The organism is bacterium, assembly GCA_017744355.1.
GTDB lineage: Bacteria > Cyanobacteriota > Sericytochromatia > S15B-MN24 > UBA4093 > JAGIBK01.
This window is the reverse complement of record JAGIBK010000003.1, coordinates 111,115-135,126: the sequence shown is the minus strand read 5'-3', so window position 1 is coordinate 135,126 and position 24,012 is coordinate 111,115. Positions and strand designations below refer to the sequence as shown.

20 protein-coding genes are annotated in these 24,012 nt (G+C 68.3%); 9 read left to right on the top strand and 11 right to left on the bottom strand.

Annotation, left to right across the window (positions count from 1 at the left end):
* Positions 1–113: 113 nt before the first annotated feature.
* Genes J7643_09480 through J7643_09470 form a run of 3 tightly spaced genes read left to right on the top strand, consistent with a single transcriptional unit; the run spans position 114 to position 3,506 of the window.
* A complete protein-coding gene (locus J7643_09480; GenBank protein ID MBO9540808.1) occupies positions 114–1,148 on the top strand; it encodes a thiamine pyrophosphate-dependent dehydrogenase E1 component subunit alpha in 1,035 nt (344 codons plus the stop codon).
* 3 nt (positions 1,149–1,151) lie between these two features.
* Positions 1,152–2,126: an alpha-ketoacid dehydrogenase subunit beta gene (locus J7643_09475; protein ID MBO9540807.1), complete on the top strand. Its 975-nt coding sequence runs from the start codon at positions 1,152–1,154 to the stop codon at positions 2,124–2,126.
* A gap of 15 nt (positions 2,127–2,141) precedes the next feature.
* A complete protein-coding gene (locus J7643_09470) occupies positions 2,142–3,506 on the top strand; it encodes a 2-oxo acid dehydrogenase subunit E2 (GenBank protein ID MBO9540806.1) in 1,365 nt (454 codons plus the stop codon).
* A gap of 66 nt (positions 3,507–3,572) precedes the next feature.
* Here J7643_09470 and J7643_09465 read toward each other — a convergent pair whose 3' ends face one another.
* On the bottom strand, positions 3,573–4,583 hold the full coding sequence (locus J7643_09465) for a hypothetical protein (protein MBO9540805.1): 1,011 nt from the start codon (positions 4,581–4,583) through the stop codon (positions 3,573–3,575).
* A 231-nt stretch (positions 4,584–4,814) separates the two neighbouring features.
* Between J7643_09465 and lpdA the strand changes: the two genes are divergently transcribed.
* Genes lpdA through J7643_09450 form a run of 3 tightly spaced genes read left to right on the top strand, consistent with a single transcriptional unit; the run spans position 4,815 to position 7,494 of the window.
* On the top strand, positions 4,815–6,248 hold the full coding sequence (lpdA, locus tag J7643_09460) for a dihydrolipoyl dehydrogenase (GenBank protein MBO9540804.1): 1,434 nt from the start codon (positions 4,815–4,817) through the stop codon (positions 6,246–6,248).
* Positions 6,223–6,894, top strand: a complete 672-nt coding sequence (gene lipB, locus J7643_09455; protein ID MBO9540803.1) for a lipoyl(octanoyl) transferase LipB — start codon at positions 6,223–6,225, stop codon at positions 6,892–6,894. Before lpdA ends, lipB begins: the two co-directional genes overlap by 26 nt.
* Positions 6,895–7,494 (top strand): TVP38/TMEM64 family protein, encoded by a 600-nt coding sequence (locus J7643_09450; protein MBO9540802.1) that lies wholly within the window; start codon positions 6,895–6,897, stop codon positions 7,492–7,494.
* Positions 7,495–7,535: 41 nt separating this feature from the next.
* Here the strand turns inward: J7643_09450 and J7643_09445 are convergent, their stop codons facing one another.
* The 4 genes from J7643_09445 to J7643_09430 form a co-directional block, all read right to left on the bottom strand.
* Positions 7,536–8,231: a transglycosylase SLT domain-containing protein gene (locus J7643_09445; protein ID MBO9540801.1), complete on the bottom strand. Its 696-nt coding sequence runs from the start codon at positions 8,229–8,231 to the stop codon at positions 7,536–7,538.
* A 152-nt stretch (positions 8,232–8,383) separates the two neighbouring features.
* Complete coding sequence (locus J7643_09440) at positions 8,384–10,675, bottom strand: N-acetylmuramoyl-L-alanine amidase (protein ID MBO9540800.1); 2,292 nt, start codon at positions 10,673–10,675, stop codon at positions 8,384–8,386.
* 8 nt (positions 10,676–10,683) lie between these two features.
* Complete coding sequence (locus tag J7643_09435) at positions 10,684–11,892, bottom strand: class I SAM-dependent rRNA methyltransferase (GenBank protein MBO9540799.1); 1,209 nt, start codon at positions 11,890–11,892, stop codon at positions 10,684–10,686.
* Between the two features lie 6 nt (positions 11,893–11,898).
* Complete coding sequence (locus tag J7643_09430; protein MBO9540798.1) at positions 11,899–13,134, bottom strand: DUF1015 domain-containing protein; 1,236 nt, start codon at positions 13,132–13,134, stop codon at positions 11,899–11,901.
* A 122-nt stretch (positions 13,135–13,256) separates the two neighbouring features.
* Here J7643_09430 and J7643_09425 point away from each other — a divergent pair, with 122 nt between their 5' ends.
* Positions 13,257–14,624, top strand: a complete 1,368-nt coding sequence (locus J7643_09425) for a DEAD/DEAH box helicase (GenBank protein ID MBO9540797.1) — start codon at positions 13,257–13,259, stop codon at positions 14,622–14,624.
* 53 nt (positions 14,625–14,677) lie between these two features.
* Here J7643_09425 and J7643_09420 read toward each other — a convergent pair whose 3' ends face one another.
* Entirely contained in the window at positions 14,678–15,328 is a 651-nt protein-coding gene (locus J7643_09420; protein MBO9540796.1) for a hemolysin III family protein, read from the bottom strand.
* A gap of 171 nt (positions 15,329–15,499) precedes the next feature.
* Between J7643_09420 and J7643_09415 the strand changes: the two genes are divergently transcribed.
* On the top strand, positions 15,500–16,225 hold the full coding sequence (locus J7643_09415; GenBank protein MBO9540795.1) for a single-stranded DNA-binding protein: 726 nt from the start codon (positions 15,500–15,502) through the stop codon (positions 16,223–16,225).
* Here the strand turns inward: J7643_09415 and J7643_09410 are convergent.
* Both J7643_09410 and J7643_09405 read right to left on the bottom strand, forming a co-directional pair.
* Positions 16,113–16,874 carry a DUF2878 family protein gene (locus J7643_09410; protein ID MBO9540794.1) on the bottom strand — a complete coding sequence of 254 codons (762 nt, stop codon included), beginning with the start codon at positions 16,872–16,874 and terminating at the stop codon, positions 16,113–16,115. The two genes, J7643_09415 and J7643_09410, sit on opposite strands and share 113 nt — an antisense overlap.
* Before the next feature lie 145 nt (positions 16,875–17,019).
* The gene (locus tag J7643_09405; GenBank protein ID MBO9540793.1) at positions 17,020–18,708 is read right to left on the bottom strand and encodes an AMP-binding protein; all 1,689 of its coding nucleotides are present in this window, start codon (positions 18,706–18,708) and stop codon (positions 17,020–17,022) included.
* 320 nt (positions 18,709–19,028) lie between these two features.
* On the opposite strand from J7643_09405, the gene J7643_09400 reads away from it, so the two are divergent.
* Positions 19,029–21,062: a CHASE3 domain-containing protein gene (locus J7643_09400; GenBank protein ID MBO9540792.1), complete on the top strand. Its 2,034-nt coding sequence runs from the start codon at positions 19,029–19,031 to the stop codon at positions 21,060–21,062.
* A 28-nt stretch (positions 21,063–21,090) separates the two neighbouring features.
* Here the strand turns inward: J7643_09400 and J7643_09395 are convergent, their stop codons facing one another.
* The 3 genes from J7643_09395 to J7643_09385 are packed head-to-tail and all read right to left on the bottom strand — an operon-like array spanning position 21,091 to position 23,893.
* Positions 21,091–22,332, bottom strand: a complete 1,242-nt coding sequence (locus J7643_09395; protein ID MBO9540791.1) for a hypothetical protein — start codon at positions 22,330–22,332, stop codon at positions 21,091–21,093.
* Entirely contained in the window at positions 22,316–22,999 is a 684-nt protein-coding gene (locus tag J7643_09390) for a response regulator transcription factor (GenBank protein ID MBO9540790.1), read from the bottom strand. Before J7643_09390 ends, J7643_09395 begins: the two co-directional genes overlap by 17 nt.
* Positions 23,000–23,059: 60 nt before the next feature.
* On the bottom strand, positions 23,060–23,893 hold the full coding sequence (locus J7643_09385; GenBank protein MBO9540789.1) for a Spy/CpxP family protein refolding chaperone: 834 nt from the start codon (positions 23,891–23,893) through the stop codon (positions 23,060–23,062).
* Between the last annotated feature and the right edge of the window lie 119 nt (positions 23,894–24,012).

Here is a 24,012-nt window from a genome sequence, read left to right as displayed (position 1 = left end):
GAAGGAGAACAAGACCCGTGAGTTTAGTCGAGTTTGAGGTCGGCAAGAACGCGTCGGTTCCGACCGCGCTCTTCACCGTCCTGCGCGAAGACGACACCGCCGATCCCGCGCTGATGCCCGAGATCTCCGATGCGGATCTGAAGGCCCTCTACCGCACCATGGTCATGACCCGTGTCTTCGACCAGCGCATGATCACCCTCCAGCGCCAAGGCCGCCTCGGCTTCTACCTGGGCTCGCTGGGCGAGGAGGCCGCTTCGGTCGGCTCCGCCTTCGCCCTCTGGGCCGAGGACTGGATCTTCCCTTGCTACCGTGAGCAGGGTGCCTACCTCTGGCGCGGCGTGACCGTGCAGGAGATGGCCCACCAGTGCTACGGCAACGGCCTCGACTACACCAAGGGCCGCCAGATGCCGGTCCACTACTCCTTCCGCCACAAGAACATCGTCTCGATCTCGAGCCCCCTGACGGTCCAGCTGCCGCAGGCGGTGGGCGCGGCGTGGGCGGCCAAGCTCCGCAAGGACCCGATCATCACCCTCACCTACCTGGGCGAGGGCGCGTCGAGCCAGGGCGACTTCCACGTGGGCCTCAACTTTGCCGGCGTGTACAAGACCCCGACCGTCTTCTTCCTGCGCAACAACGGCTGGGCCATCTCGACCCCCCGCGAGGTCCAGACCGCCAGCGAGAACTTCGCCATGAAGGCCAACGCCTACGGCTTCGAGGGCGTCCTGGTCGACGGTAACGACCTCTTGGCCGTCATCGTCGCCACCAAGCGCGCGGCCGACAAGGCCCGCAGCGGCGGCGGCCCCACCCTGATCGAGGCGGTGACCTACCGCGTCGGCGGCCACTCGACCTCGGACGACCCCAGCGTCTACCGCAAGGACGAGGAAGTGAAGGCCTGGGAGGCCAAGGATCCCATCGCGCGCTTCCAGCGCTTCCTCGCCAAGAAGGGCCTCTGGACCCCCGAGTGGGAGCTCGAGATCCAGGAAGCCTGCAAGGCCGAGGTCCTGGCTGCCGCCGAGGCCGCCGAGAAGGCCCCCGCGCCCGCGCCCGAAACCATCTTCGACGACGTCTTCAGCGACATCCCGCGCTTCCTCCAAGAGCAGCGCGCCGAGCTGATGGATAGCTTGCAGCAGTCCAAGGAGGCCCGCTAAGTCATGCCCACGATGAACATCATCCAGGCCGTCAACGACGCCCTGCGCATCCAGATGGCCCAGGACGACCGTGTGGTCATCCTCGGCGAGGACGTGGGCAAGTTCGGCGGCGTCTTCCGCGCCACCTCGGGCCTCCAGGAGCAGTTCGGCGCCGACCGCGTCGTTGACTGCCCCCTCTCCGAAGCCGGCATCATGGGCACCGCCATCGGCATGGCCCTCTACGGCCTGCGCCCGGTGCCCGAGATGCAGTTCGCGGACTTCATCTACCCGGCCTTCGACCAGATCGTCAACGAGCTCGCGAAGTACCGCTACCGCTCGGGCGGTCAGTACCCCTGCCCGGTGGTCGTCCGCACCCCCTACGGCGGCGGCATCAAGGGCGGCCACTACCACTCGCAGTCCAACGAGGCCTACTGGGTCCAGACCCCCGGCCTCAAGGTCGTCATCCCCTCGAACCCCTACGACGCCAAGGGCCTCTTGCTCGCCGCCATGCGCCAGGACGATCCCGTGATCTTCATGGAGCCCAAGCGGATGTACCGTGCGGCCAAGGGTGACGTGCCCGAGGGCGACTACACCCTCGAGATCGGCAAGGCCAAGGTCGTCAAGGAAGGCAAGGACATCACCGTCCTCGCCTACGGCTCCATGGTCCACACCGCCATGGAGGCGCTTGCCAAGGCCGAGGCCGAGGGCATCGACGCCGAGCTGATCGACCTGCGCTCGCTGGTGCCCCTCGACATCGACACGATCATCGCGTCGGTCGAGAAGACCGGCCGCGTGGTCATCGTCCAGGAGGCCCCCAAGTCGGCGGGCTTCGCCGCCGAGCTGATCGCGCTGATCAACGAGCACGCGCTCCTCAGCCTCGAGGCGCCGATCGTCCGCGTCACCGGCTGGGACACCCCCTTCCCCTACACGCTGGACCTGGAGTACCTGCCCAGCGCCGATCGCGTCCTCCAGGGGATGCGCAAGACCCTCAACTTCTAGGAGGCGGGACAGAGAATGAGTACCGTTACCGGCAACGTTTTCGATTTCCGTCTCCCCGACATCGGCGAAGGGGTCGTCGAGGGCGAACTCATCGCCTGGCTGGTCAAGCCGGGTGACGAGGTGGGCGCAGACCAGCCCATGTTCGAGGTCATGACCGACAAGGCGACCGTCGAGATCCCCTCGCCCCGCAAGGGCAAGATCCTCGCGACCTTCGGCAAGGAAGGCGAGATCCTCAAGGTGGGCGACGTGGTCGTCACCATCGAGATGGCCGCCGGCCAGACCGCGCCCATCATGCACGGCCACGGCGGCAGCAGCGCCCCTGAGGCGCCTGCGGCGGCCGTCATGGCTCCCTCGTGCGCGTCGGTCCAGATCGCCGAGAGCCTTCCCGAGTGCGCCCCCATGGCCGAGATCCTCACCGAGGTCCCCGCCGAGCTGCCCGCCATCGAGCCGGGCCGCCGCGTGCTCGCGACCCCCGCGACCCGCAAGCTCGCTCGCGAGCTGGGCGTCGAGATCGCCCGCGTCCCCGGCTCGGGCTTCAACGGTCGCGTGATGAAGGCGGACGTGTCGGCTTTCCATCAGCGCCTGAGCGCTCCTGCTCCTGTGGCTCCGGTCGCGGCTGCTGCCCCCGTGGCCACCGCTGCGGTGGTGCCGGCTGCTACCCCGCTCGCCTCCTACGGTCCCGAGGAGCGCATCCCCATGAAGGGCGTGCGCAAGAAGATCGCCGAGAAGATGGTTCAGTCCAAGTTCACGGCGCCCCACTTCACCTACATGGACGAGCTGGATGCCACCAAGCTCATCGGGCTGCGCGCCGAGTCCAAGCCCCTGGCCGAGGCCGAGGGCATCAAGCTCACCTACCTGCCCTTCATCATGAAGGCGGTGGTCGCGGCCCTCAAGAAGTTCCCGACCCTCAACGCGAGCATCGACGATGCCACGGGCGAGCTGGTCATCAAGCACTACTACAACCTGGGCATCGCGGTCGCTGGCGAGAACGGCCTCATCGTCCCCGTCATCAAGGACGTGGACAAGAAGAGCATCCTCGAGCTCGCCAAGGAGATCTCCGAGGTTGCCGAGCGCGCCCGTATCGGCCGCAACAACCCGGATGACCTCAAGGGCGGCACCTTCACGCTGTCGAGCATCGGCAACGTGGGCGGCCTGTTCGCCACCCCGATCATCAACCACCCCGAGGTGGGCATCCTTGCGATCATGAAGATCCAGGACCGCCCGGTGGTGCGCGACGGTCAGATCGTCGCCGCCAAGATGATGAACATGGCCCTCAGCTTCGACCACCGCGTGGTGGACGGCGCGGTGGGCGCGGAGTTCACCAACCTGGTCATCAAGCTGCTCGAGAACCCGACCAAGCTGATGCTGGCGATGAGCTAGCCCCAGTCTCGATCGAAAGGAATCGGGGGACCCGCATCGCGGGTCCCCCGATTCCTTTTTGGCTGGCTAAATGACCAGCTGCCAGATGAAGAGGGCGGCGTCGTTGGTATGGGCGCCGGGACCGGTGTGGTTCTCGTGGATCAGGTTGAGGCCCGCCAGGCTGAAGCCGCTGAAGTACCAGTTCAGGCCGAGGGTGGTGTTCTGCTGGGCGCCAGCGGCGGCCAGGTTGGCGTCCCACTCTTCGTAGCGCAGCACGGTCCGCAGGCTGGGGGTGAGGTAGTAGGCGCCCTGGCCGTACCATCCGAGCTTGTTCGTGGTGCCGTCGGTGCCGGACAGGGCCTCGGCGCGAAGCTGCATGGGGCCCGCGTTCCACTCGGCGTTGGCGCCGAGCCGCTCGGCGAAGGTCAGGGCCGTCCCCCGGACGCCTCTCAGGTATGAGAGGCCCGTCTTGAGCTGGGGCCCGGGCGAGAACTCCAGGCGGCCGATCACGTCCTTGGCCTCGTTGCTTTCGGGCTGGTTGGTGGTCGCTCCGTTGAACACCCCGACCGTCGCAGAGAGCCACGGCAGGACGGGCGCGTTCGCCTGGAAGCCCACGTCCCGGTAGTAACCGAAGGAGTTGCCTTCGAGGAAGAGGGGGCGCCTTGCGAGCGGTTGCTTGTAGCCCGACTCCATGGCCGCGGCCGAGAGCGGGGGCCTGAACTGGCCGAAGCGGGTCGTGATGCCCCCGGGAAACTTCGCACCGATGTAGGCGTCTTGCAGGATCTTGGTGTCCCCGCCGCTCGAAACCTGGAAGGGCCCGCCGGGCGCGCTCGCCGAGACGGTGGGCAGGGCCAGGTTCTTGGAAGGGTCGAACATGATGGCGTAGGAGAGCTGAGGCGTCACCTCGCCGTTCACCACGATGTTCACGCGCCGGATCAAGAAGGCGTCGAGGGCGTTCGTGTTGGCGGTGTACCAGGTGGTGAGGGTGGTCTTCACCTCGGGCCCGACGGGCTTGAACCCCTCGCCCTGAGCGCTCGCCGGGGAAACGGCATAAGCCCAACATCCAACGCTCACCGCCAGCAGGCGTGTCGCCTTCATCTCATCCTCGCTTTCATCGTTGCAAGCCTACCTCGCGGGATAGCCCATGACTAACCTAACGCGTGAGAGACCTGAACAATTAGAGACGAAAGTCCCCGCTTTCGTGAAGGGGGTGGCAAGGGCTTTCTCGCCGGTCGTCAAGGTCCGGTCGGTGATAGTAGAATAATAACGTCGACAAAGCGGTCGACGGCTCGATTTTGCCTAGCTTTCCAGCGAGGAGACAACCTACCCATGCAGAAGAAACACGTCGAAGCCCTGGTGATCGGTGCGGGCCCCGGGGGCTACGTGGCGGCCATCCGTCTTGCCCAGCTTGGCAAGAAGGTGCTCTTGGTCGAGAAGGGCCAGCTCGGCGGCGTGTGCCTCAACGTGGGCTGCATCCCCTCCAAGGCCCTCATCACCGCCGCCAAGACGGTCGAGAAGCTCAAGAAGGTGGACCAGATGGGCATCACCGTGGGCGGCTTCTCGGTGGACTTCCCCAAGATGATCGGCTGGAAGGACAGCATCGTGAAGAAGCTGACCGGCGGCGTCGGCCAGCTGGTCAAGGGCAACGGCGGCGAGGTCCTCTACGGGACCGCCACCTTCAAGACCGCCAACCAGGTCGAGGTCCAGACCGACGACGGGCCGGTGCTGGTCGAGGCCCAGAGCGTCATCGTCGCCACCGGCAGCCGCCCCATCGAGATTCCGGGCTTCGCCTTCGACGGCAAGCGCGTCATCTCGTCGACCGAGGCTCTCGCCCTTCCCGAGATTCCCAAGCGTCTGGTGGTCATCGGCGGCGGCTACATCGGCCTCGAGATGGGCATGATGTACGCCAAGCTCGGCGCGCAGGTCACGGTCGTCGAGCGGATGGGCCAGGTGCTGCCCGGCTTCGACCCCGAGATCGCCCAGCTGCTCAGCCGCCAGCTCAAGAAGCTCGGCGTCGAGGTCCTGCTCGAAACTGCCGCCAAGGGCTACGTGGACGGCCCCATGGGCGCCAAGGTCCAGCTCGACCAGAACGGCAAGGCCATCGAGATCGACGCCGACCGCATCCTGGTGACGGTGGGCCGTCGTCCCAACTCCGAGGGTCTGGGCCTGGAGCGCGTGGGCGTGCGCATCGACGCCAAGGGCTTCGTGCTCACCGACAAGCAGATGCGGACCAACGTGCCCGGCATCTACGCCATCGGCGACCTGGCCGGCCAGCCCATGCTCGCCCACAAGGCCTCCAAGGAGGCCGAGGTGGCCGCCGAGGTCATCGCCGGTCACCCGGCGGCCATGGACGTGAAGGCCATCCCCGCGGTCGTCTTCACCGATCCCGAGATCGGCTCGGTCGGCATGTCCGAGGCCGAGGCCAAGGCGCAGGGCTTCGATGCCGTCGTCGGCAAGTTCCCCTTCGCTGCTCTGGGCCGGGCCATGACCACGGGCGAGACCGAGGGCTTCGTCAAGGTCGTGGCCGACAAGAAGACCCAGGAGGTCCTGGGGGTCCACATCGTCGGGCCCGAGGCCTCGAACCTGGTGGCCGAGGCGGGCCTCGCCCTCGAAATGGGGGCTTTCATCGACGACCTGAGCCTCACGGTCCACGCGCACCCGACGCTCGCCGAGGGGATCATGGAGGCGGCGAAGGCCGCCATCGGCGAGGCGATCCACGTTATGAACAAGGACTCCCGTGAGCCGGCCGCTGCGCGTCGCTGACCTCGGGCGCATCCCCTACCCGGCGGCCTGGGAGCTTCAAAAGAAGCTCGTGGACCTGCGGGCGGACGACCACATCGAGGACCACCTGCTCCTGCTCGAGCACGAGCCGGTCATCACCCTGGGCCGCAAGGCCGACCCCGCCGAGCACGTTTGCGAGGCGGGGAAGGGGGTGCCGACCTTCGAGATCGAGCGCGGGGGCGAGGCCACCTACCATGCGCCGGGGCAGCTGGTTGGCTACTTCATCCTGAAGCTGGAGGGGGCCGAGCGGGATCTGCACCGTCTCTTGCGCCAGATCGAGGAGATCCAGATCCGCGCCCTGTCGCGCTGGGGGATCGAGGCCGGCCGTAACCCTGGCAAGACCGGGGTGTGGGTGGACGATCGCAAGATCTCGTCGATCGGCGTCGCGGTGCGCCGCTGGGTCACCTACCACGGCCTGGGGCTCAACGTCTCCACGGACCTGGGGGGCTTCCAGGCCATCCGCCCGTGCGGGATGGAGGCGGGGGTCATGACCTCCATGGAGGCCCTGCTTGGCAAGCCGGTCGCCATGGACGAGGTCAAGGCGGCGATCGCCGCCGAGGCGGCCGTCGTGCTCGAACGCACCGTGTTACCGGCGGACCTGGAGCGCACCCTGCAGCAGGCGCGCTAGATGGAGGCGAGCTGGGCCCTCGCCCTGCCGACCCTTCCCGAGATCCGCGCCTGGAGCCGTGAGCTTGGGGCCTTCGCGCCGCTCGCCATGGTGGGGGTCATGACCCTCCAGCAGCTCGTGCCCCTCTTCCCCGGCGGCCTCTTGATCGCGCTCGCGGGCACCCTGTTCGGCGTGCCCATGGGCCTGGCCGTCGTCACCGTCGGCACCCTCTGCGCGTCGGCGGCCTGCCACACCATGGGGCGGGGCCCGGCGCGCGCGCTTGTCCATCGCGTTGCCGGCGATGTCCGGATGCGGGCGGTGGAGGCGCGTCTTGCCCATCACGGGCCGCGCACGGTCGCCGTGATCCGGGCCTTCCCCTTCGTGCCTTCCTACATCGTGAGCTATGCGGCGGGCATCGTGGGCCTGCCCCTGAGGACCTACCTCTTGGGCTCGCTCATCGGGACTTTGCCGGGCAACTTCCTGCACGTGCTCCTGGGCGATCGCATCCTCAACCCGCGCGATCCCCTCTTCTGGGCCTCCATGGGCGGCCTCTTGCTGCTCGCCGTGACCTCGTTTCTCGTCGAGCGCCGCACCCGACGCCGCCAAGCCGGTAAAGACTGAAATCCCCGCCCCTCGATGGGGCGGGGTGAACGAGCTGTGGTTTACCGCGAGAGGCCGGGAGCGGTGGGCACCGAGGAGGTGGCGTCCATGACCGCGAGCTCCGCCTGCATGGCCGCCTGGTTGGCGTCGCTCATGGCGGGCAGGCCCTCGGCGGGGTTGGGGCCCTGGGGCGTGGGGCCCGCGAGCATGGCGCTCTCGGAAGCACCCGGCAGCAGGTAGCGCTTCATGATGATCTCGGAGTAGCGCGAGCGGTAGATGCCGCGCGAGACCACGGCCCGGGGGCCCATGTTGTAGGCCACCAGCGCCCGGTGATTGATGGCGCGGGGGTCGAGGCCCGGGTACTGGGCCTCCATGCGATCGAGGTACCAGGCGAGGATCCGGCAGCCGAGATCCAGATTGATGGCCGTGTCGAACCACTTGGCGCGCGGGATCCCGCGCCGGGTGAAGTGGAAGGGCATGACCTGCATGAGCCCGTGGGCTCCCACGTGGCTGACCTCGCGAGGGTTGAAGCTGCTCTCCAGCCGGATGACCCGCGCCACCAGCAAGGGGTCCAGCTTCCACTTCTTGGCCGCTTGCTCGATGTGCCAGGCGTAACGCTTGGCCTTGGCCTCGCCCGCCACCGACTTGATGTACTGGTAGGTGGGGTTGGGGTTCTCGGGGGTATCCGCGCGGGCCACGGTCGGCAGCGAGGTGGTGGCGAGGATCAGGCCGAGGGCCAGGGACAGCACGAGACGCAAATCGAGGAACTCCTATGGGTTGGCAGGTGCGGTTTCTTCAGAATACCCGCCTGGATGCCTGCGAATACCGGTCGAGCGAAGGTTACGGGCGTTTCTTGACCTCGACGCAAGCGCCGCGTCATCCCGGGGAGACATGACGGTCCGGGCGCGGCTCAGGGGAAGCGAAGGACCAGTGCGCCCGCCTGGTTGTCGGCGAGCGTCACGTCCTGGCGCACCATGGCGCCGCTGCCGAGGACGAGCGTCACCTCATGCTTGCCGGGAGCGAGGTTGGCGAAGCGCCAGCGGCCCTCGACATCCGTCTGGCCGTGCCAGACCCCGTCGAGGGTGACCAGGGCGTTGCCGACAGCCCTCTCATCCATTCCCCGCACCTGCACGGCGAGGCTTGCCGCCCGATCCGGTTTGGGTAAAAGCCCGAGCAGGATGCCGTAGGCCTCCTTGCGGGCCGAGGCCGCGGGGTCGTCGGTCGTGAGGCCCTTGGTCCCGTGGGTGACGGTCACCGAGGGGCAGCTGGTCTGGATCAGGACGTAGGTCGAGTCGGGCAGGGTCCCCCCGTCCTTGAGGCTGCCGTCGGCGGCGAGCAGGGCCTCGCGCACGGAGGCTGCGATCTGCTTGCCCTTGGCGCTGGTCGGATAGTGCGAGGTGCGGATGCTATCGCTCGCATGGTGCCCGATGGTGACGAACAGCGCAGCGTTCTGGGCGTTGGCCTCGCGGATCCGTTGGATGTCGCTCGGGCCCTCGTCGACGCCGCGGGTGAGGCGTACCCTGGCCCCGGCGGCTTCGAGATAGCCGCGCAGGTGCTCGGCCACCAGCCAGTTGTAGCCGGAGAGCTTGCGCTTGAACGGATCGCGCTCCTCGCTGCCCCCTTCGGGGTTGAGGACGACGAGCTGGTCACGCAGGGCGAAGGGGGCGCTCGCTTCCAGGCGCACTTCGAGTTCGCGGGCCGCCGAGAGCGCGAGGGCCTGCGGGCGATAGCCGGGCAGTAAGACGCGGACCTCCTTGAGGCCGCCAGGAGCCGTCTCGAAGTGCCAGTAGCCGCTCTCGTCGCTCTCGGTCACGAGCCGGTCGGAGGTGCCGACTGCCACGACGGAGGCGCGGGCGAGGGGTTGCGAGTCGGGGCCGAGCACCCGCCCCATCAGGACGGCCGCGCGAGCAGTCGGCAGCTGGTAGCTGGCGGTCGCCTTGCCCGCCTTGACCGTGACGGTTTGCTTGGCCTTGGGGGCGCGGACGTGGTTGGTCGCCTCGCCCCGGACGGTGCGGGTCTGCTGCCAGGTGAGACCGCCCCCTTCGAGCTGCCAGGTCACGGGCGTGCCCTCGGCGACCGGCAGGCCCAGGGCGTCGAACACCCGGGCGCGAAGCGGCAGCATCCCGCTGGTCGGGAGCATGGCGAGGGGGCTCTGGAGCCGGATCTCGGCGGCGGGGCGATCGACGGTGAAGGTGAGGGTCGAGAGCGGGGTGGCGTTGCCGCCCACGTTCCGGGCCGCCAGCGTCGCCGTGTGCGGCCCGTTGGCGAGCGGATCCTTGGGGGTGTGGCGCACGGTGCGGGTCTCGGCGTCGTAGAAGGCACTGACGCTGGTGCCGTCCAGGCGCAGGGCGACCGAGGCTGGGTCGATGGCTCCGCCCCCGCCGTCGAGGCGAGCGATGAGGGTCGTGCGCGCGGCGTCGGCGCTCATTTGCTGGTTGAAGGAGACGACGCGCGGGGTGCCCTTGGCGAAGTAATCGAGGATCCCGGCGAAGTAGGCCTGGGCCTCGAGCAGTTGCTTCTCGGGCCGGCGCAGCTTGGCCTCGGTCGAGGGATGCGAGAGGTAGGAGGCTTCGCCCAGGATGGCGGGGACCTCGGCGTTGCGCAGCACGGCGTAGTTGCCGGGCACCAGCTTCTCCTGGGGCAGGCCCAGGTTGCGCAGCAGGTGGCGATGGATGCTCGAACCGGCGTCCGCCGAGGGACCCGCATCGTCCATCTTGTAGTAGGTCTCGGTCATCAGGCGCTCGTGCTTGGGGTCGAGCGTGGCGTTGTGGTGGACCGAGATGAAGAGGTCCGCCTTGGCGGCGTTTGCGATCGCGATGCGGGCCTTGAGGTCGTCGGCGAGGCTCGATCCCGCAGGGGCCACCCCCGTGTCGCCCTCGCGGGTCAGGATGACCTTGGCGCCCGCCTCGCGCAGGAGGTTCGCGAGGGCCTTGCTCACCCCCAGGTTGACCTCTTTCTCCGTGAGGCCGGTGGGCCCCACGGTGCCGGGCTCCTTGCCGCCGTGGCCCGGGTCCACCACGATCACCCGCCCCTTGAGCGGAGTCTGGCCGGGCGCGGGCAAGGCGTCGACCAGCGCGTCGTAGGTGCGGTCCGCGAGCGGTGCGGGCGCCTCCTCCTGAGCGGCCCTGGCGAGGGTCGCTGCACAGCCGGACACGCTGAAGGTCAGGGCGACGAGGCCGGGAAGGAGGCGCGAGGCGTTCATGACAACTCCTAGTGGACGGTGCCGTAGAAGCACTTCAAGTAGTTGGTCTCGGAGGCCGCAGGCAGGATGGGGTGGTCCATGCCGGCGCCTTCGAGGGCCAGCATGCGCAGGCGCTTGTAGGAGTCCACCGCGGCCGACTGGATGATCTCGACGAAGTGGCTCGGGTTGATGTGGTGCGAGCACGAGGCGCTGACCAGGAGCCCGCCCGGCTTGAGCAGGCGCATGCCGCGCAGGTTGATCTCCTTGTAGCCGCGCACGGCGCCAGGGATCGAATCCTTGGTCTTGGTGAAGGCGGGAGGATCGAGGATCACCACGTCGAACTTCTCGCCGGCCTTCTCCAGCTCGCGCAGGTAGTCGAAGGCGTTGGCGACCACCCACTTGCAGCGGTCCTCGACGCCGTTGAGCTTGGCGTTGGCCTCGCCGAGGGCGATCGCCTCGGCCGAGATGTCCACGCTCACCACCTCGCTCGCACCGCCCACAGCCGCAGCCATCGAGAAGCCGCCCGAGTAGCTGAAGCAGTTCAGGACGCGCTTACCCTTGCTCAGCTCGCCCAGCTTGAGGCGGTTGGGGCGCTGATCGAGGAAGAAGCCGGTCTTCTGGCCGGTCACGATGTCCACGTTGAGGCGGTAGGGGCCTTCCTGGATGGAGAGGTCGCTGGGCGGCGCCTCGCCCCAGAGCACGCCGGTGCGCTGTTCGAGGCCTTCGAGGCGCCGGACGGGCACGTCGCTGCGCTCGTAGATGCCCTTGGGCTGCACCAGCTCGGCCAGGATCTCGACGATCTCGGGCAACCGGACCTCGATGCCGTGAGACAGCACCTGGATCGAGAGGTAGTCGCCGTACTTGTCCACGATGAGGGCCGGCAGGCCGTCGGCCTCACCGTTCACCAGGCGGCAGGCGTCGGTACCCGAAACGTACTCGGCGCGCAGGGCGATCGCTTCCTGGAGGCGCTGCTTCCACCACGCGCGGTCGATCACCTCGTCGACCCGGCGGTTCAAGAGGCGCACCAGGATGTTGGAGTTGATGTTGCAGTAGCCCTGCCCCATGAACTTGCCGCGCGAGTCGTAGACGTCGACGATCTGGCCGTGGGCCTCGGCGGGGGGCTTCTCGAGGACCTCACCGGAGAAGACCCAGGGGTGCCCGGCCCGCACGCGCTCGTCGCGGTTGCGCTTGAACTGGACGCGGTAGCGGGTGGTCGTGCGTTCGGAAGTGGCGGTCATGGCGTGCTAGATGGTCCCTTCGAGGTGATGGAAGACGAGCCCCGTGGGGGCTTTGGGAAAGAGTTCCGCCGTCCGGGCGGGAGCGGTGCCCTTGGGGGCGGCGTCGAGCTTGGGGCGAGGCAGGAGGAAGGCCAGGTCGAACTCGCCCGAGCCCATCCCCACCAGCACCTCGCGCACGTCGCCGGCGTAGGAAACGGCAGCCTCAGCCTGGCCCAGGATCTCGGGCAGGACCCGCTCGTGCAGCTGTGCGGCTTCGAGGCCCGCGGCCTTGGGGGAGAGGGCGTAGTAGGTCCGCTCGCTGGCGCGGAGCATGCCGAGCGGCGAGGCGCCATGGAGGGCGGCCAACTGCTCGGGATCGGGCGCGTCGCTCGACAGGGCGTGCGGCTGGATGTCGTAGTGGGGCGCGAGTCGCTCCAGGAGATCGGCGGGCACCTGGGGCGCCTTGACCAGGCGATGGACGGGCGAAAGGTTCAGGCCCGGGTCCTCGGCGTCGACGAGCAGCATCATGGCGTAGTTGTGCAGCCCGCGCTCAGCGTCCGCCCCGTTGGCGTTGAGGTGGTCGCGGAAGGCGAGGGCCGCCTCGTAGCGGTAGCGATCGTCGGCCAGGTAGAGGGGGCTTTCGGCGAGGGCCTCTTGCACCCGGATGATCAGGCTCGGGTCGATCACGCGCCAGAGCCGGTGCTGCTGGCCCTCCTCGTCGGTGAGCGAGAGGAAGGGCGGCATGGCCTTCTCTTCGAGCAGGATCTCGGCGGCGAACTGGTCGGGGTCCTCGTAGAAGGCCACGAGGGGAGCGAGCTCCACATGGGTGGCCTTGAGCAGGGCCAGGCGATCCGCCGTAAGCTCCGGCCGGGGCGCATCCAGCACGCGCACGTTGCCGTTTTCGAGGTCCTCGAGCCGCGCCAGGGCGAGCAGGCCGAGTCGCTTGACGGGATTGCCGCCTTCGAGGGGGACGAACTCCTGCTCGTAGATGTAGAAGCCCGGGATCTCGTCCCGGCGCAGGACGCCGTCCTTGAACCACTGGGTCATGGTCTCGGCCGCGCGGCCGTGACGGTTGATCACCGCGTCGTCGTCCGGCTCGTCCTGGCCGTACTCCAGGCGTACCGCGTTGTGCGGGTGGCGCAGGTAGTACCGGAAACGCTCTTGCTCGCTCAGCGCGTGGCGCGGCGGGCACAGCACGCCGTCGAGGTTCGGCACGTTGCTCACGTGGTAGCGGATCCCGCGAAAAGGTTGTAGTTCTGCCATCGTCGCCTCTTCAAACCGAAAGACGATCCATGTTACACGTCGCCGGATACGCTCGCAAGCAAGGCGGATCCCGCGTAGAATGGGGAAGTCCCCCCGAGCGCCAAGCGCAAGTAGAGGCCGTGATGACCGTCGAAACCACTTTTGAATCCTTCAAGCTCCGCGAGGAGCTGCTTGCCGGTCTGCGCCGCCGGGGCTTCAAGCACCCGACACCGATCCAGGCGCTCGTGATCCCCGAGGTCGGCAAGGGGCGCGACCTCATCGTTCAGGCCCAGACCGGTTCGGGCAAGACCCTGGCCTTCGGCCTGCCCCTGCTCGATCGCGAGCCGATCGACGAGAAGGCGCCCTCCGTGCTCGTCATCGCGCCGACCCGCGAACTCGCCAAGCAGATTCGCACCGAGCTCATGAGCATCCTCGGCGGCCTGGAGCGCCGGGTCGTGGCCCTCGCGGGCGGCGAAAGCCTCGACAAGCAGGTGGATCAGCTCAAGCGCGGCGCCCACGTGGTCGTCGGCACCCCCGGGCGCCTGGTGGACCTCTTGAAGCGTGGCGCCCTCAACCTCAAGCACGTTCAGACCCTGGTCCTGGACGAGGCCGACGAGATCCTCGCCAAGGGCTTCGAGACCGAGTTGCTGGCCCTGGTCGAGCGGATGCCCCAGGCCCGCCACACCATGCTCTTCTCGGCGACCATGCCCTCGGCGGTGCAGCGGCTGGCGGATGCGGCCCTCAACAACCCGCACCGGATCAAGGTGGCCCACGCCCCCGAGACCCCGCCCGAGATCGACCACTTCACCCTGGAGACCAAGGACGAGTTCCGTCTCGCGGCCCTCGTCTCGTGGCTCAAGGCCGAGCGTCCCTTCATGACGATGGTCTTCTGCCGCACCCGTACCGAGACCGAGTGGCTCTCCGAGCAGCTTTCCCTCTTGGGGCTCGAGAACGAGTACCTGAGCGGCGAGCTCTCGCAGGCCAAGCGTAGCCGCATCCTCGACGCCTTCCGCAGCGGCGATCTGCCCCTGCTCATCGCCACGGACCTCGCGGCGCGCGGCATCGACGTGGCGGGCGTGACCCACGTGGTCAACTACACGGTGCCCACCCACACCGAGACCTACGTCCACCGCACCGGCCGCACTGGCCGCGCGGGCCGTCGCGGCGTCGCCCTGACCCTGGTGGGCACCCAGGAGCGCAACGCCCTCCAGGCGATCCAGAAGCTGGTGCCGGTCGAGGCCTGGCGCGGCCTGAAGGTGGAGCCCCTGCCGCGCAGCCGGGCGCTCACGACCGAGGCGCCCAAGCGCCCGACGCGCGCCATGCAGGGGACCAAGCAACTCACCGGCCGAACCTCGACGAAGGTTGCGCCTAGCAAGCCTTCGGCGACCAAGGGGACTGCGGCGCAGGCCTCGAGCGCGAAGGGCCCCAAGAAGCCCACTGCTCCCGCCAAGGGTGGCAAGCCCACCAAGGCCGGCTCGCCCAAGCAGGGCCCGTCGCGCGGCCGCCGCTAGCAAAAACTTGCCCCCGCCCAAACGGGCGGGGGCAAGTTTTCAGGCCCATCGGATCAGGTCCCCAGGACCACCGAGGCGATCGCCGCGAAGTGCGCCACGCTCGCAGCGATCACCAATGCGTGGAAGATCTCGTGGTAGCCGAAGACCGCAGGCCACGGATCGGGCCGCTTCAGAGCGTAGACCACGGCCCCCAGGGCGTAGAGGGCCCCGCCCCCCGCGATGAGCGCAAGGCGCATCCCCCCGAGGGCCGCGGCCGTCTGGGGCAGGAAGGGGATGACGAGGCACCCGAACGCCACGTAGATCGTCGCCGAGACCGCCTTGGGGGCATTGACCCAGAAGACGGACTGGGCGATGCCCAGGATCGCGCCCGCCCAGACCAGGCCGAGCAGCAGTTTCCCGACGCCGGGCTCCAGCAAGAGCATGCACACGGGCGTGTAGGTGCCCGCGATGAGCAGGAAAATCGCCGAGTGGTCGAGCCGGCGCATCACCATCCGGGCGGCGGGCTGCCAGTTCTTGCGGTGGTACAGGGCGCTGACGCCGAACAGGGTCGCCAGGCTCAAGGCGTAGACGAGGCTCGCCACCATGGTCTCAGCCCCGTGGGAGCCGAGGACCAGCAGGCCGCCCGCCAAGAGGGCGACCACGAAGGCGACGTGATGAGAGACCCCGCGCAGCAGGGGCTTTTCCGGGTGAGGGATGGGCGCCATCATGGATTCACCTCCGCACGGGCCCCGAGAGGCCGAATGGGTTGCTTCTTAAGCTAACCAAATTAGGGCGCCGGAGTCGGTCACGAGCGCGTAACGCTTGGTCAAAGTTCGGTCATCGTTTTGGGAGCCTGCGGATTGTCAGCGGCCGAGCCTCGGTGGTAAGGTGGCGCCATGTCTGCTGAAACCCTGATTCAAGCCGCCCAGAGCCTGTGCGACGAGATCGCGGGGCTCGACTTCGCGCCGCCGGTCGCCTACGTCTACAACCCCTTGATCTACGCGCATGCCGGCTACGAGGCCTACCTGCGCCGCTACGGCAACGGGCGCAAGCGGGTCGTCTTCCTCGGCATGAACCCGGGGCCCTTCGGCATGGCCCAGACCGGGGTGCCCTTCGGCGACGTCAAGATGGTGCGCGATTGGATGGGCATCGAGGCCCCCATCGGCAAACCGCCCAAGGAGCATCCCAAGCGCCCCATCGACGGCTTCGCCTGCAAGCAGAGCGAGGTGAGCGGCACCCGGCTCTGGGGGGCCGCCGCGGAGCGTTACGGCACGCCTGAGGCCTTCTTCAAGGATCACTTCGTCCTCAACTATTGCCCCTTGGTCTTCATGGAAGCGTCAGGGGCGAACCGTACCCCGGACAAGCTGCCCGTGAGCGAGCGAACGCCTCTCTTCGAGGCTTGCGATCGCCACCTGGCCCGTGCGATCGCCGACCTCGAACCCGAGTGGGTCGTGGGGGTGGGGGCCTTCGCACAGGCTCGCGCCAAGGCGGCCCTCGCCGGCATGCCCGTCAAGATCGGCCGGGTCCTGCATCCGAGCCCCGCGAGCCCCGCTGCGAACCGCGGCTGGGCCCAAGCCGCCGCCAAGGAGCTTGAAGCGCAAGGTATCTGCCTGGTCCGCTAAGCCTTCGGACGGCCGCTTCGGCGTAGGCCACGAAGCTGCGGGCCGAAACCCCGATGCAGGCGTAGAGCACCACCAGCCACAGGGGGATCAGCCCACTGCCCGCCGAGGGAAAGTGGTAGAGCCCGCGGCTCAGCAAGAGACTCTCAAGGCCCGGCCCCAGGGCGATGCCTGCCAGTGCCGCAATCCCGTCGCCCGGGTGCCGGATGAAGCGGCAGCGTATGGTAAGCGCCACGAGCATCAGGGCAGCGACGCGCCAGGGCGAGAGGTTCGCCGCCAGCGAGAGGCCAATCACCCCGACGAAGAGCGCCACGTCCGCCGGGTGCGGCTGGATCGGCGGGAGCACCCGGCTCAGGTGGCGCAGGGCGATGCCCGCGAGTGCCCAGTACAAGAAGACGAAGCCCGGCAAGAACAACAGCCAGGCCGGAGCCGCGTAGACCGTGACGCCCGAGGCCGTCTGGCCCACGTCGATCGCAGCCCCCAGGGTCAGGCCGAGCAGGTAGAACGCCACGTCCAGCTTCTCGCGGCTCACGGCGAGCATGGCGACGAGCCCCCCGAGCAAGACTGGATAGACGAGCCAGCTCTGCCAGGTCAGGGCCATCCCGAGGCAGGACAGGGTCAGGATGCAGGCGATCGCCAATGAGCGCTTCATCGCTTCCTCCTTCGCCGTTTCGTCTCGGTTCTAACACTCCGAGGCGCGCGGGTCGTCGGCCGGATCGGAGAGCCTGAGGCCCCTGCGCATGCAAACTCCCCCGGCCATTTGATGGCCGGGGGAGTCGTGCGTCTCGAAGCGAGGGCTAGCGGGTAGCGAAGTCCTCTTCCCAGTACTCGTGGGCGCCCCGCGCGTCGTGCTTGCGGCGCTCCAGCTCCTCCTTGCGCAACTGCACCCGGCGGATCTTGCCCGAGATGGTCTTGGGCAACTCGGCGAACTCCAGCCGGCGGATCCGCTTGTAAGGGGCGAGGTGCGACTTGGCGAAGCTCAGGATGGCCTGTGCCAGCTCGCCCGAGGGCGAATGGCCGGGCTTGAGGGTGACGATGGCCTTGGGCACGCTCAGGCGTAGGGGATCGGGGCTCGGGATGACGGCGGCTTCGAGCACCGCTTCGTGCTCGATGAGCACGCTCTCCAGCTCGAAGGGGCTGATCCGGTAGTCGGAGCTCTTGAACACGTCGTCGGCGCGGCCCACGTACCAGTAGTAGCCCTCGGAGTCACGGCTCGCCACGTCGCCGGTGGGGTAGTAGGCGCCGCCCAAGAGGCGCGCGCTCTTCTCGGGATCGTCCAGGTAGCCCTTCATCAGGCCGATAGGGGAGGGCTGGAGCCGCAGCGAGAGCTCGCCTTCGTGCCCCTCCTGCCCGTCCGGGTCGCACAGCGTCACCCGATAGCCGGGCAGCGGCCGCCCCATGGAGCCCGGGCGGAGGGGCTGGCCCGGAGTGTTGCCGATCTGGGCGCAGGTCTCGGTTTGGCCGTAGCCATCCCGGATGGTGATGCCCCAGGCCTCCTCCACCTGCCGGATCACCTCGGGGTTGAGGGGCTCGCCCGCCCCCACGATCTCGCGGAGCTTGACCGGGTAGGAGGCCAAATCCTCCAGCATGAGCATGCGCCAGACGGTGGGCGGCGCGCAGAGGGTGGTGACCCCGTACTGGACCATGTATGAGAGGGTGCGCTTGGCATCGAAGCGCTGGTAGTTGAAGACGAAGACCGTGGCTCCGGCGTTCCAGGGGGCGAAGAAGTTGCTCCAGGCGTGCTTGGCCCAGCCCGGCGAGCTGATGTTGTAGTGGACGTCCCCCTCCTGCAAGCCGATCCAGTACATGGTCGAGAGGTGGCCCACCGGGTAACTCTGGTGGGTGTGCGTGACGAGCTTGGGCTTGGCCGTGGTCCCCGAGGTGAAGTAGATGAGCAAAGGATCATCGGCGGAGGTCGGGCCGTCCGGCACGAAGGTCGCCGAGGCCTCCGCGCTCTCGGCGTAGGATCGCCAGCCCGCGGCAGCGCCCCCGACCACGATCCGGGTGAAGGCGTTGGGCAGCCCCTCGAACTTGGCGGCCCCCGAGGGGTCGGTGACCACGTGCTTGACCCCGCCGCGCTCGAAGCGATCCGCGAGATCCTCGGGCGAGAGCAAGGTGGTCGCGGGGATGAGGACGGCCCCCAGCTTGATGGCCGCGAGCATGGTCTCCCAGAGCGGCACCACGTTCGGCAGCATCACCAGCACGCGATCGCCCCGCTCGACCCCCTGCGCGCGCAGCCAGTTGGCGACCTGGTTCGAGCGCGCCGAAAGGGCCGCGAAGCTCAGGCGCTCCTCGCGCCCGTCGTCGTCGAGGACGATGAGGGCAGGGCGGTCGTTGCCCTGGGCGTAGGGGTCGAAGTAGTCGAGCGCCCAGTTGAAGTGCGCAAGCGACGGCGGCTCGAAGCCTCGGTAGGCGGTCTCGTAGTCCGTGCGGTGGGCGAGCAGGAAGTCGCGTGCTCGGATGAAGGCGGCGGCGGGTGTGACCATGGCATCCTCCTTTGGACGGGCATGGAGCACATACCCGCCAAGTCAGGATTTGAATGCAGGCAAACGGCTGTTAATCAAGCGAATAGGCGATTGCTTGTCATCACTCCGCGTCATCATCCCCGGGGATGATGACGCTTGGACGGGGATTTTTCATAATTCGAGTCACTTGCGAGTTGACTGAAGTGCCATGGGATCTATGTCCGTGGTTGATTCCGGAGATTTGGAGAAGAAGTGTTACGCGAGCCGTTTTTTATGGTTCGTTAAGCACCGATGAATTATGATGCCTTGAAGCCTAGCTGTATTAGATTTTTGGAGGAACCATGAAGCGTCTATATGACCTCAAGATCGGCCCCAAGATGATGGTGTCGCAAGGGGTGTCGCTCGCCTTCATGCTGGCCATCCTGATCGTGGCCGTCTGGGGGACGCAGAGTTTCCAGGCGAGCCAGGAGCAGACGTATCGCCTCTCCGAAGCCCAGGATTCGCTGCGCCGGATGCAGCTGGGCGTCTACCGCGAGATCATCGCCATGCGCGGCTACATCATCTCGGGGAGCGCGACGGGCCTCGCCGATCTCGAGCCGGCGCGCGCGGCCTACCATGAGGCCCTGAGCGTGAGCGAGCGGCTTCTGGCGGGCACCCCCCACGCCGCCGCCCTCGCCACGATCGACCGGGCCCGCGGGGCGGCCGAGAGCAAGCTCGAAGAGAAGCGCCGCCTTCGCGAGCAGGGCGACGTCGCGGCGATCATCCGCATCGAGCAGACCGTCATGCCCCAGTTGCTCGGCGACTTCAACACCGCCATCAATGACTTGAAGGCGGCGGTAGGCAAGGAGAGCGCCGCCTCGGCCGCAGCCACCCGCGAGCTCGCCAACCGCCTGATCGTGGGCCTGAGCGTGCTCGGCGCCTTCAGCCTCGTGCTGAGCACCCTGCTCGCCACGCGGATCGCCCGCAGCATCACCGTTCCCCTCAAGCGCCTGATCGCGATCGCCGAGGGCATGGCCCGGGGCGTGCTGCCGGAGCGGGTGGAGAAGCGCTACCAGGACTGCGTGGGGGATCTGACGGACGCCTTCAACGTGATGCTGCCCCAGCTGCGCGGGATCGTCGCCGAAGTCCGGGGGACCGCTCGCACAGTGGCCGCGAGCGCCGAGCTCATCGACACGCGAACCGTCGCCCTGGGCAAGTCCTCGGAGATCCAGGCCGCCGCTGCCGACCAGACCACCGGCACCATGGGCGAGATGGCTGCCAGCATCCAGCAAGTGGCGGGCAACACCGAGGCCCTCGAGGACAACGTCCAGACCACCTCGAGCGCGATCGGCCAGATGGCCGCCTCGATCACCCAGGTCGCGGGCAACGCCGACTCGCTTGCGACCGTGGTCGGCGAGACCTCGGCCAGCATCGAGCAGATGACCGCGAGCATCGCCCAGGTCGCCGAGAACGTCCAGCGTGCCAACATGGCCGCGGCCCGGGCCTCGCGCGTCGCGGACGACGGCAGCAAGGCCGTCGCGCAGACCATCGAGGGCATGCAGCGGATCCACCAGGTCATGGACGAGGTGGTCGGCGTCATCGAGGGCCTCGGCAAGAGCTCGGCCGAGATCGGCAACATCATCGAGGTGATCGACGACATCGCCGAGCAGACCAACCTCCTGGCGCTCAACGCGGCCATCGAGGCGGCAAGGGCGGGTGAACACGGCCGCGGCTTCGCGGTGGTCGCCGACGAGGTCCGCAAGCTCGCCGAGCGCTCGGCCCGCGCCACCGGCGAGATCGCAAGCCTCATCAAGGGCATCCAGCAGGAGACCCAGCAGGCGGTTGCCTCCACCCGCCACGGAGAGGTCGCGATCCAAGAGGGCACGGGCCTCGCCCAGGGGGCGGGCGCTTCGCTCGCCGAGATCGTCACGGCGGTCTCGGAGGCCTCGGGCCTGATGGGCCAGATCGCCCACGCCACCGAGGAGCAGACTGCCGCTTCGGGCCACATCACCCGGGCCATCGAGAACATGCGTCTGATGACCCGGCAGGTCTCCGAGGCCACCAAGGAGCAGGCCCTCGGCAGCGATCAGATCATCGCGGCCGTCGGGGTCATGGCCCGCATGACCCGCGAAGTGGCCCTGGCGACCGGCGAGCAGAAGCTCGAGGGCGATCAGGTCCTGAAGGCCATCGGGGACATCAACCACGGCATCCGCGAGTCCCTGGCCGCAACCCAAGGCATCGCCGGCTCGGTCCACGAGCTGCGGGGGCAGGCCGAAGGCTTGCTGCAGGCCATCGCCTTCTTCCAGGACGAGCAGCAGGCGAGCGATTTCTCCCGCGAGGGGCGCGTTGCGATCGCCGCCCACGAGCCGCCGCGCCTGAGCGCCGCCAGCCGCTAACTGCCCCTTGTGGCCCGAAGCCCCTCGCCTAGCTTGGCGGGGGGCTTTGGCGTCGGGGAAGGCGCAGCCGAAAGGTCGTCTCGCGCGCGCTGGATGCCGCGAGCGAGAGCTCGCCGCCGTGCGCCTTTGCGATCGCCCGGGCGATCGCAAGCCCCAGCCCCGAGCCGTCCGGGTTGGCGGCGCGTCCCGTGTCGAGCCGGTAGAACCGCTCGAAGATCAGCCGCTGCTGCTCGGGCGGGATCCACGGGCCGGTGTTGCTCACCTCGAGCACGATCGCCCCGGGCTCGACCTGGATGCCCGCCCTCACCGAGCCGCCCTGTGGCGTGTAGCGGATGGCGTTATCGAGCAGGTTGCGGACCACCTGGCCGATGCGGGCAGGATCGCCGTGCACCCAGGCGCCGTCCGGCTGGGGCGTGACGGCCAGCGCCACGCCTCGCGCTTGCGCCAAGGGGGAAAGGGCCTCGCTCTCCTCGTCGAGCAGCTCGGCGAGCGAGAAGCGCAAGGGCGCGCCCCCGCCGCCCGCGTCGATCCGTCCCAGGGCGAGCAGGTCGGCGACCAGGGCGTTCATCTTGCGGGTGGTCGCGACGATCAGCTCCAGCTTGTCGCGGGCGGCCTGGGGCAGGTCCTGGGTGAGCGCCAGCTGGGAATGGGCGAGGACGACCGAGAGGGGGGTCCGCAGCTCGTGGGACGCATCGCGGGTGAACTGCCGCTCTCGCTCCAGGGCCTCCTCGATCGGCTTGGCGGCGAGCCCGACCAGCCAGCGTCCGCCGAGCCAGGCGATCAGGAGGCCCAAGGGCACCAGGCCTGCGAGGGTCAGTCCCAGGGTGCGCAGGGTCCGCTCCGTCTCGGTCAGGGACTGGCAAATCCGCAAGTAACCGTGGAGCTTGCCATCTTTCTCGAGGGGGACGACGTACATGCGCAGCGCCCCGTCCGGATGATGGTAGGTGGTCGCCCCCGGCTTCAGGGGCGCCTCGGCTTCCAGGTGCTCGCCGCGGGCGTACAGGAGCCGCCCCTCGGGGCTGAGCAGCGCCAGGTGCTCGTCTGTTTCGAGGCCGATCTCGGTGAGCTCGTGCTTCACGGTCTCGAGGGTGGCCCCGGGGACCTGGAAAGCGCCGATCGAGTTGGCGAGCGCGTGGCGGTTCACCTCGTCGAAGCCCCGCAGCAGTACCGCCCGAGTGGAGCTGTACACCCCGAGCCCGTACCCGATCAGGATCAAGGCGAGGACGCTGAGGTAATAGGTGCTGAGGCGACGCCTAAGGGCCTGGAGCATGGGCGCTCATTCGGTATCCGAGGCCGTGGACGGTCTCGATGAGGCGCGAGGGCGCCTGATCGCCGATGGCACGGCGCAGCCCCTTGACGTGGGCACGGACGACCTCGGGGCTCGGCTCGGCGGAGAGATCCCACAGGTGGGCGATGATCTGGTCGTGGCTGAGGGTACGTCCCGCGTTGCGCATCAGGGCCTCGAGCAGGGCGCGCTCCTTGCGCCCCAGCTTGATCTCTTGGCCCGCCCGCCGCACCTCGCCCGTGGCGGGATCCAGCGAGAGGTCGCCCACGACCAGCACCGCTTCCTTCTGCGTCGCGTTGCGCCGCAAGAGCGCTCGGACCCGGGCGAGCAGCTCGGCCAGCTCGAAGGGCTTCACCAGGTAGTCGTCGGCGCCCGCATCGAGCCCCTGGACCTTGTCCTGGAGGGTGTCGCGGGCGGTCAGCATCAGGATGGGGGTCTCGACCCCGTGCGCCCGGGCCTCGCGGCAGACCTCGAGACCGGAGCGGCGCGGCAGCATCACGTCGAGCACCGCCAGGTCGAAGGGCGCACCGCGCAGCAGGTCGAGGCCCTCGAGGCCGTCGTGTGCCACGTCCACGGCGTGCCCCTGGGCACAGAGGGCCTCGTGCAGGGCGTTGGCGAGATGGGGCTCGTCCTCGATGACCAGGATGCGCATATCCCCAGCATAGCAGAGAAGAGGCCCCGGGGCGGCGCCGCCCCGGGGCCTGCCGGATGCTTAGTCCGCCATCATGCGGGCCATGTGCCGCTGCTTGATCTCGCCGAGCTTCTCGACGAGGACCTTGCGCTGATCCTGGCTCAGGCTGCCGACCCACTGGATCGCTTCGTCGATGTTCTCGTGCCCCATGCTGCGCTTGAGGTTCTCGGCGAGGGCGAGCTGGTTGCCGTCCACGATGAACTCGATGAAGGCCTTGCGCTTGGCGTCGCGCTTGACCTCATGCTGGGCTTCCATCTGGTTCTGCAGGGCCGAGAGGGTGTTCTGCTGATTGCTGCTCAGGTTCAGGGCGTTGATCACGTTGGTGCGGATGGCGCTGCGGGCCCGGGCGGCCATGCGGCCGGGCTGCTGCTCGCTCACCAGCGAAACCAGCTTATCGCGCTGCTCGGAGGTCAGCACGTCGCGCATCTCACCTGCCAAGGCCGCCAAGGCGTCGATCTTGCCCTTGTGCTCGGCTTCCATGGATGCAACGTAGGCCTTGAGGGCGGCCGTATCGAGGGTCGGGGCGTTCATGAGGGCCTCGAGGGTTTGCCATCTGGCCTTCATCTCTTCGCGGTTGTAGAGGGCTCGGGCCTTGGCGCGGATGAGCTTGAGCTGGGTCTTCTGGGTGTCGCTGAGGTCGAGCTGGCTCAGGATCCGGGCGTGGGTGCTTTCGGTCGAAAGGGCCTGGGCGTTGCTGCTGGCGGCGGCGTCGAGCACGAAGAAGTTGGTCGTGCGCTCCGTCTGGACCGTCGCCTGGGGCGCCTGCACCGGGCCGGGGGCGATGCGGCCGCAGCCGCTCAGCTGGATCGAGGCCGCCATGGCCGCCACCAGCATCGTCGCGCTCAAATGCTTCATAGGTTCGCACTCCTTTATGAGGACGGCGGCTCGTCGTGCCGCCACGAGGCAAAAATAGACCGAAGGGGTTTTTTTTGAAATTCGATCCCGGGCAGAGTTTGGCACGGGCATTCATCGAT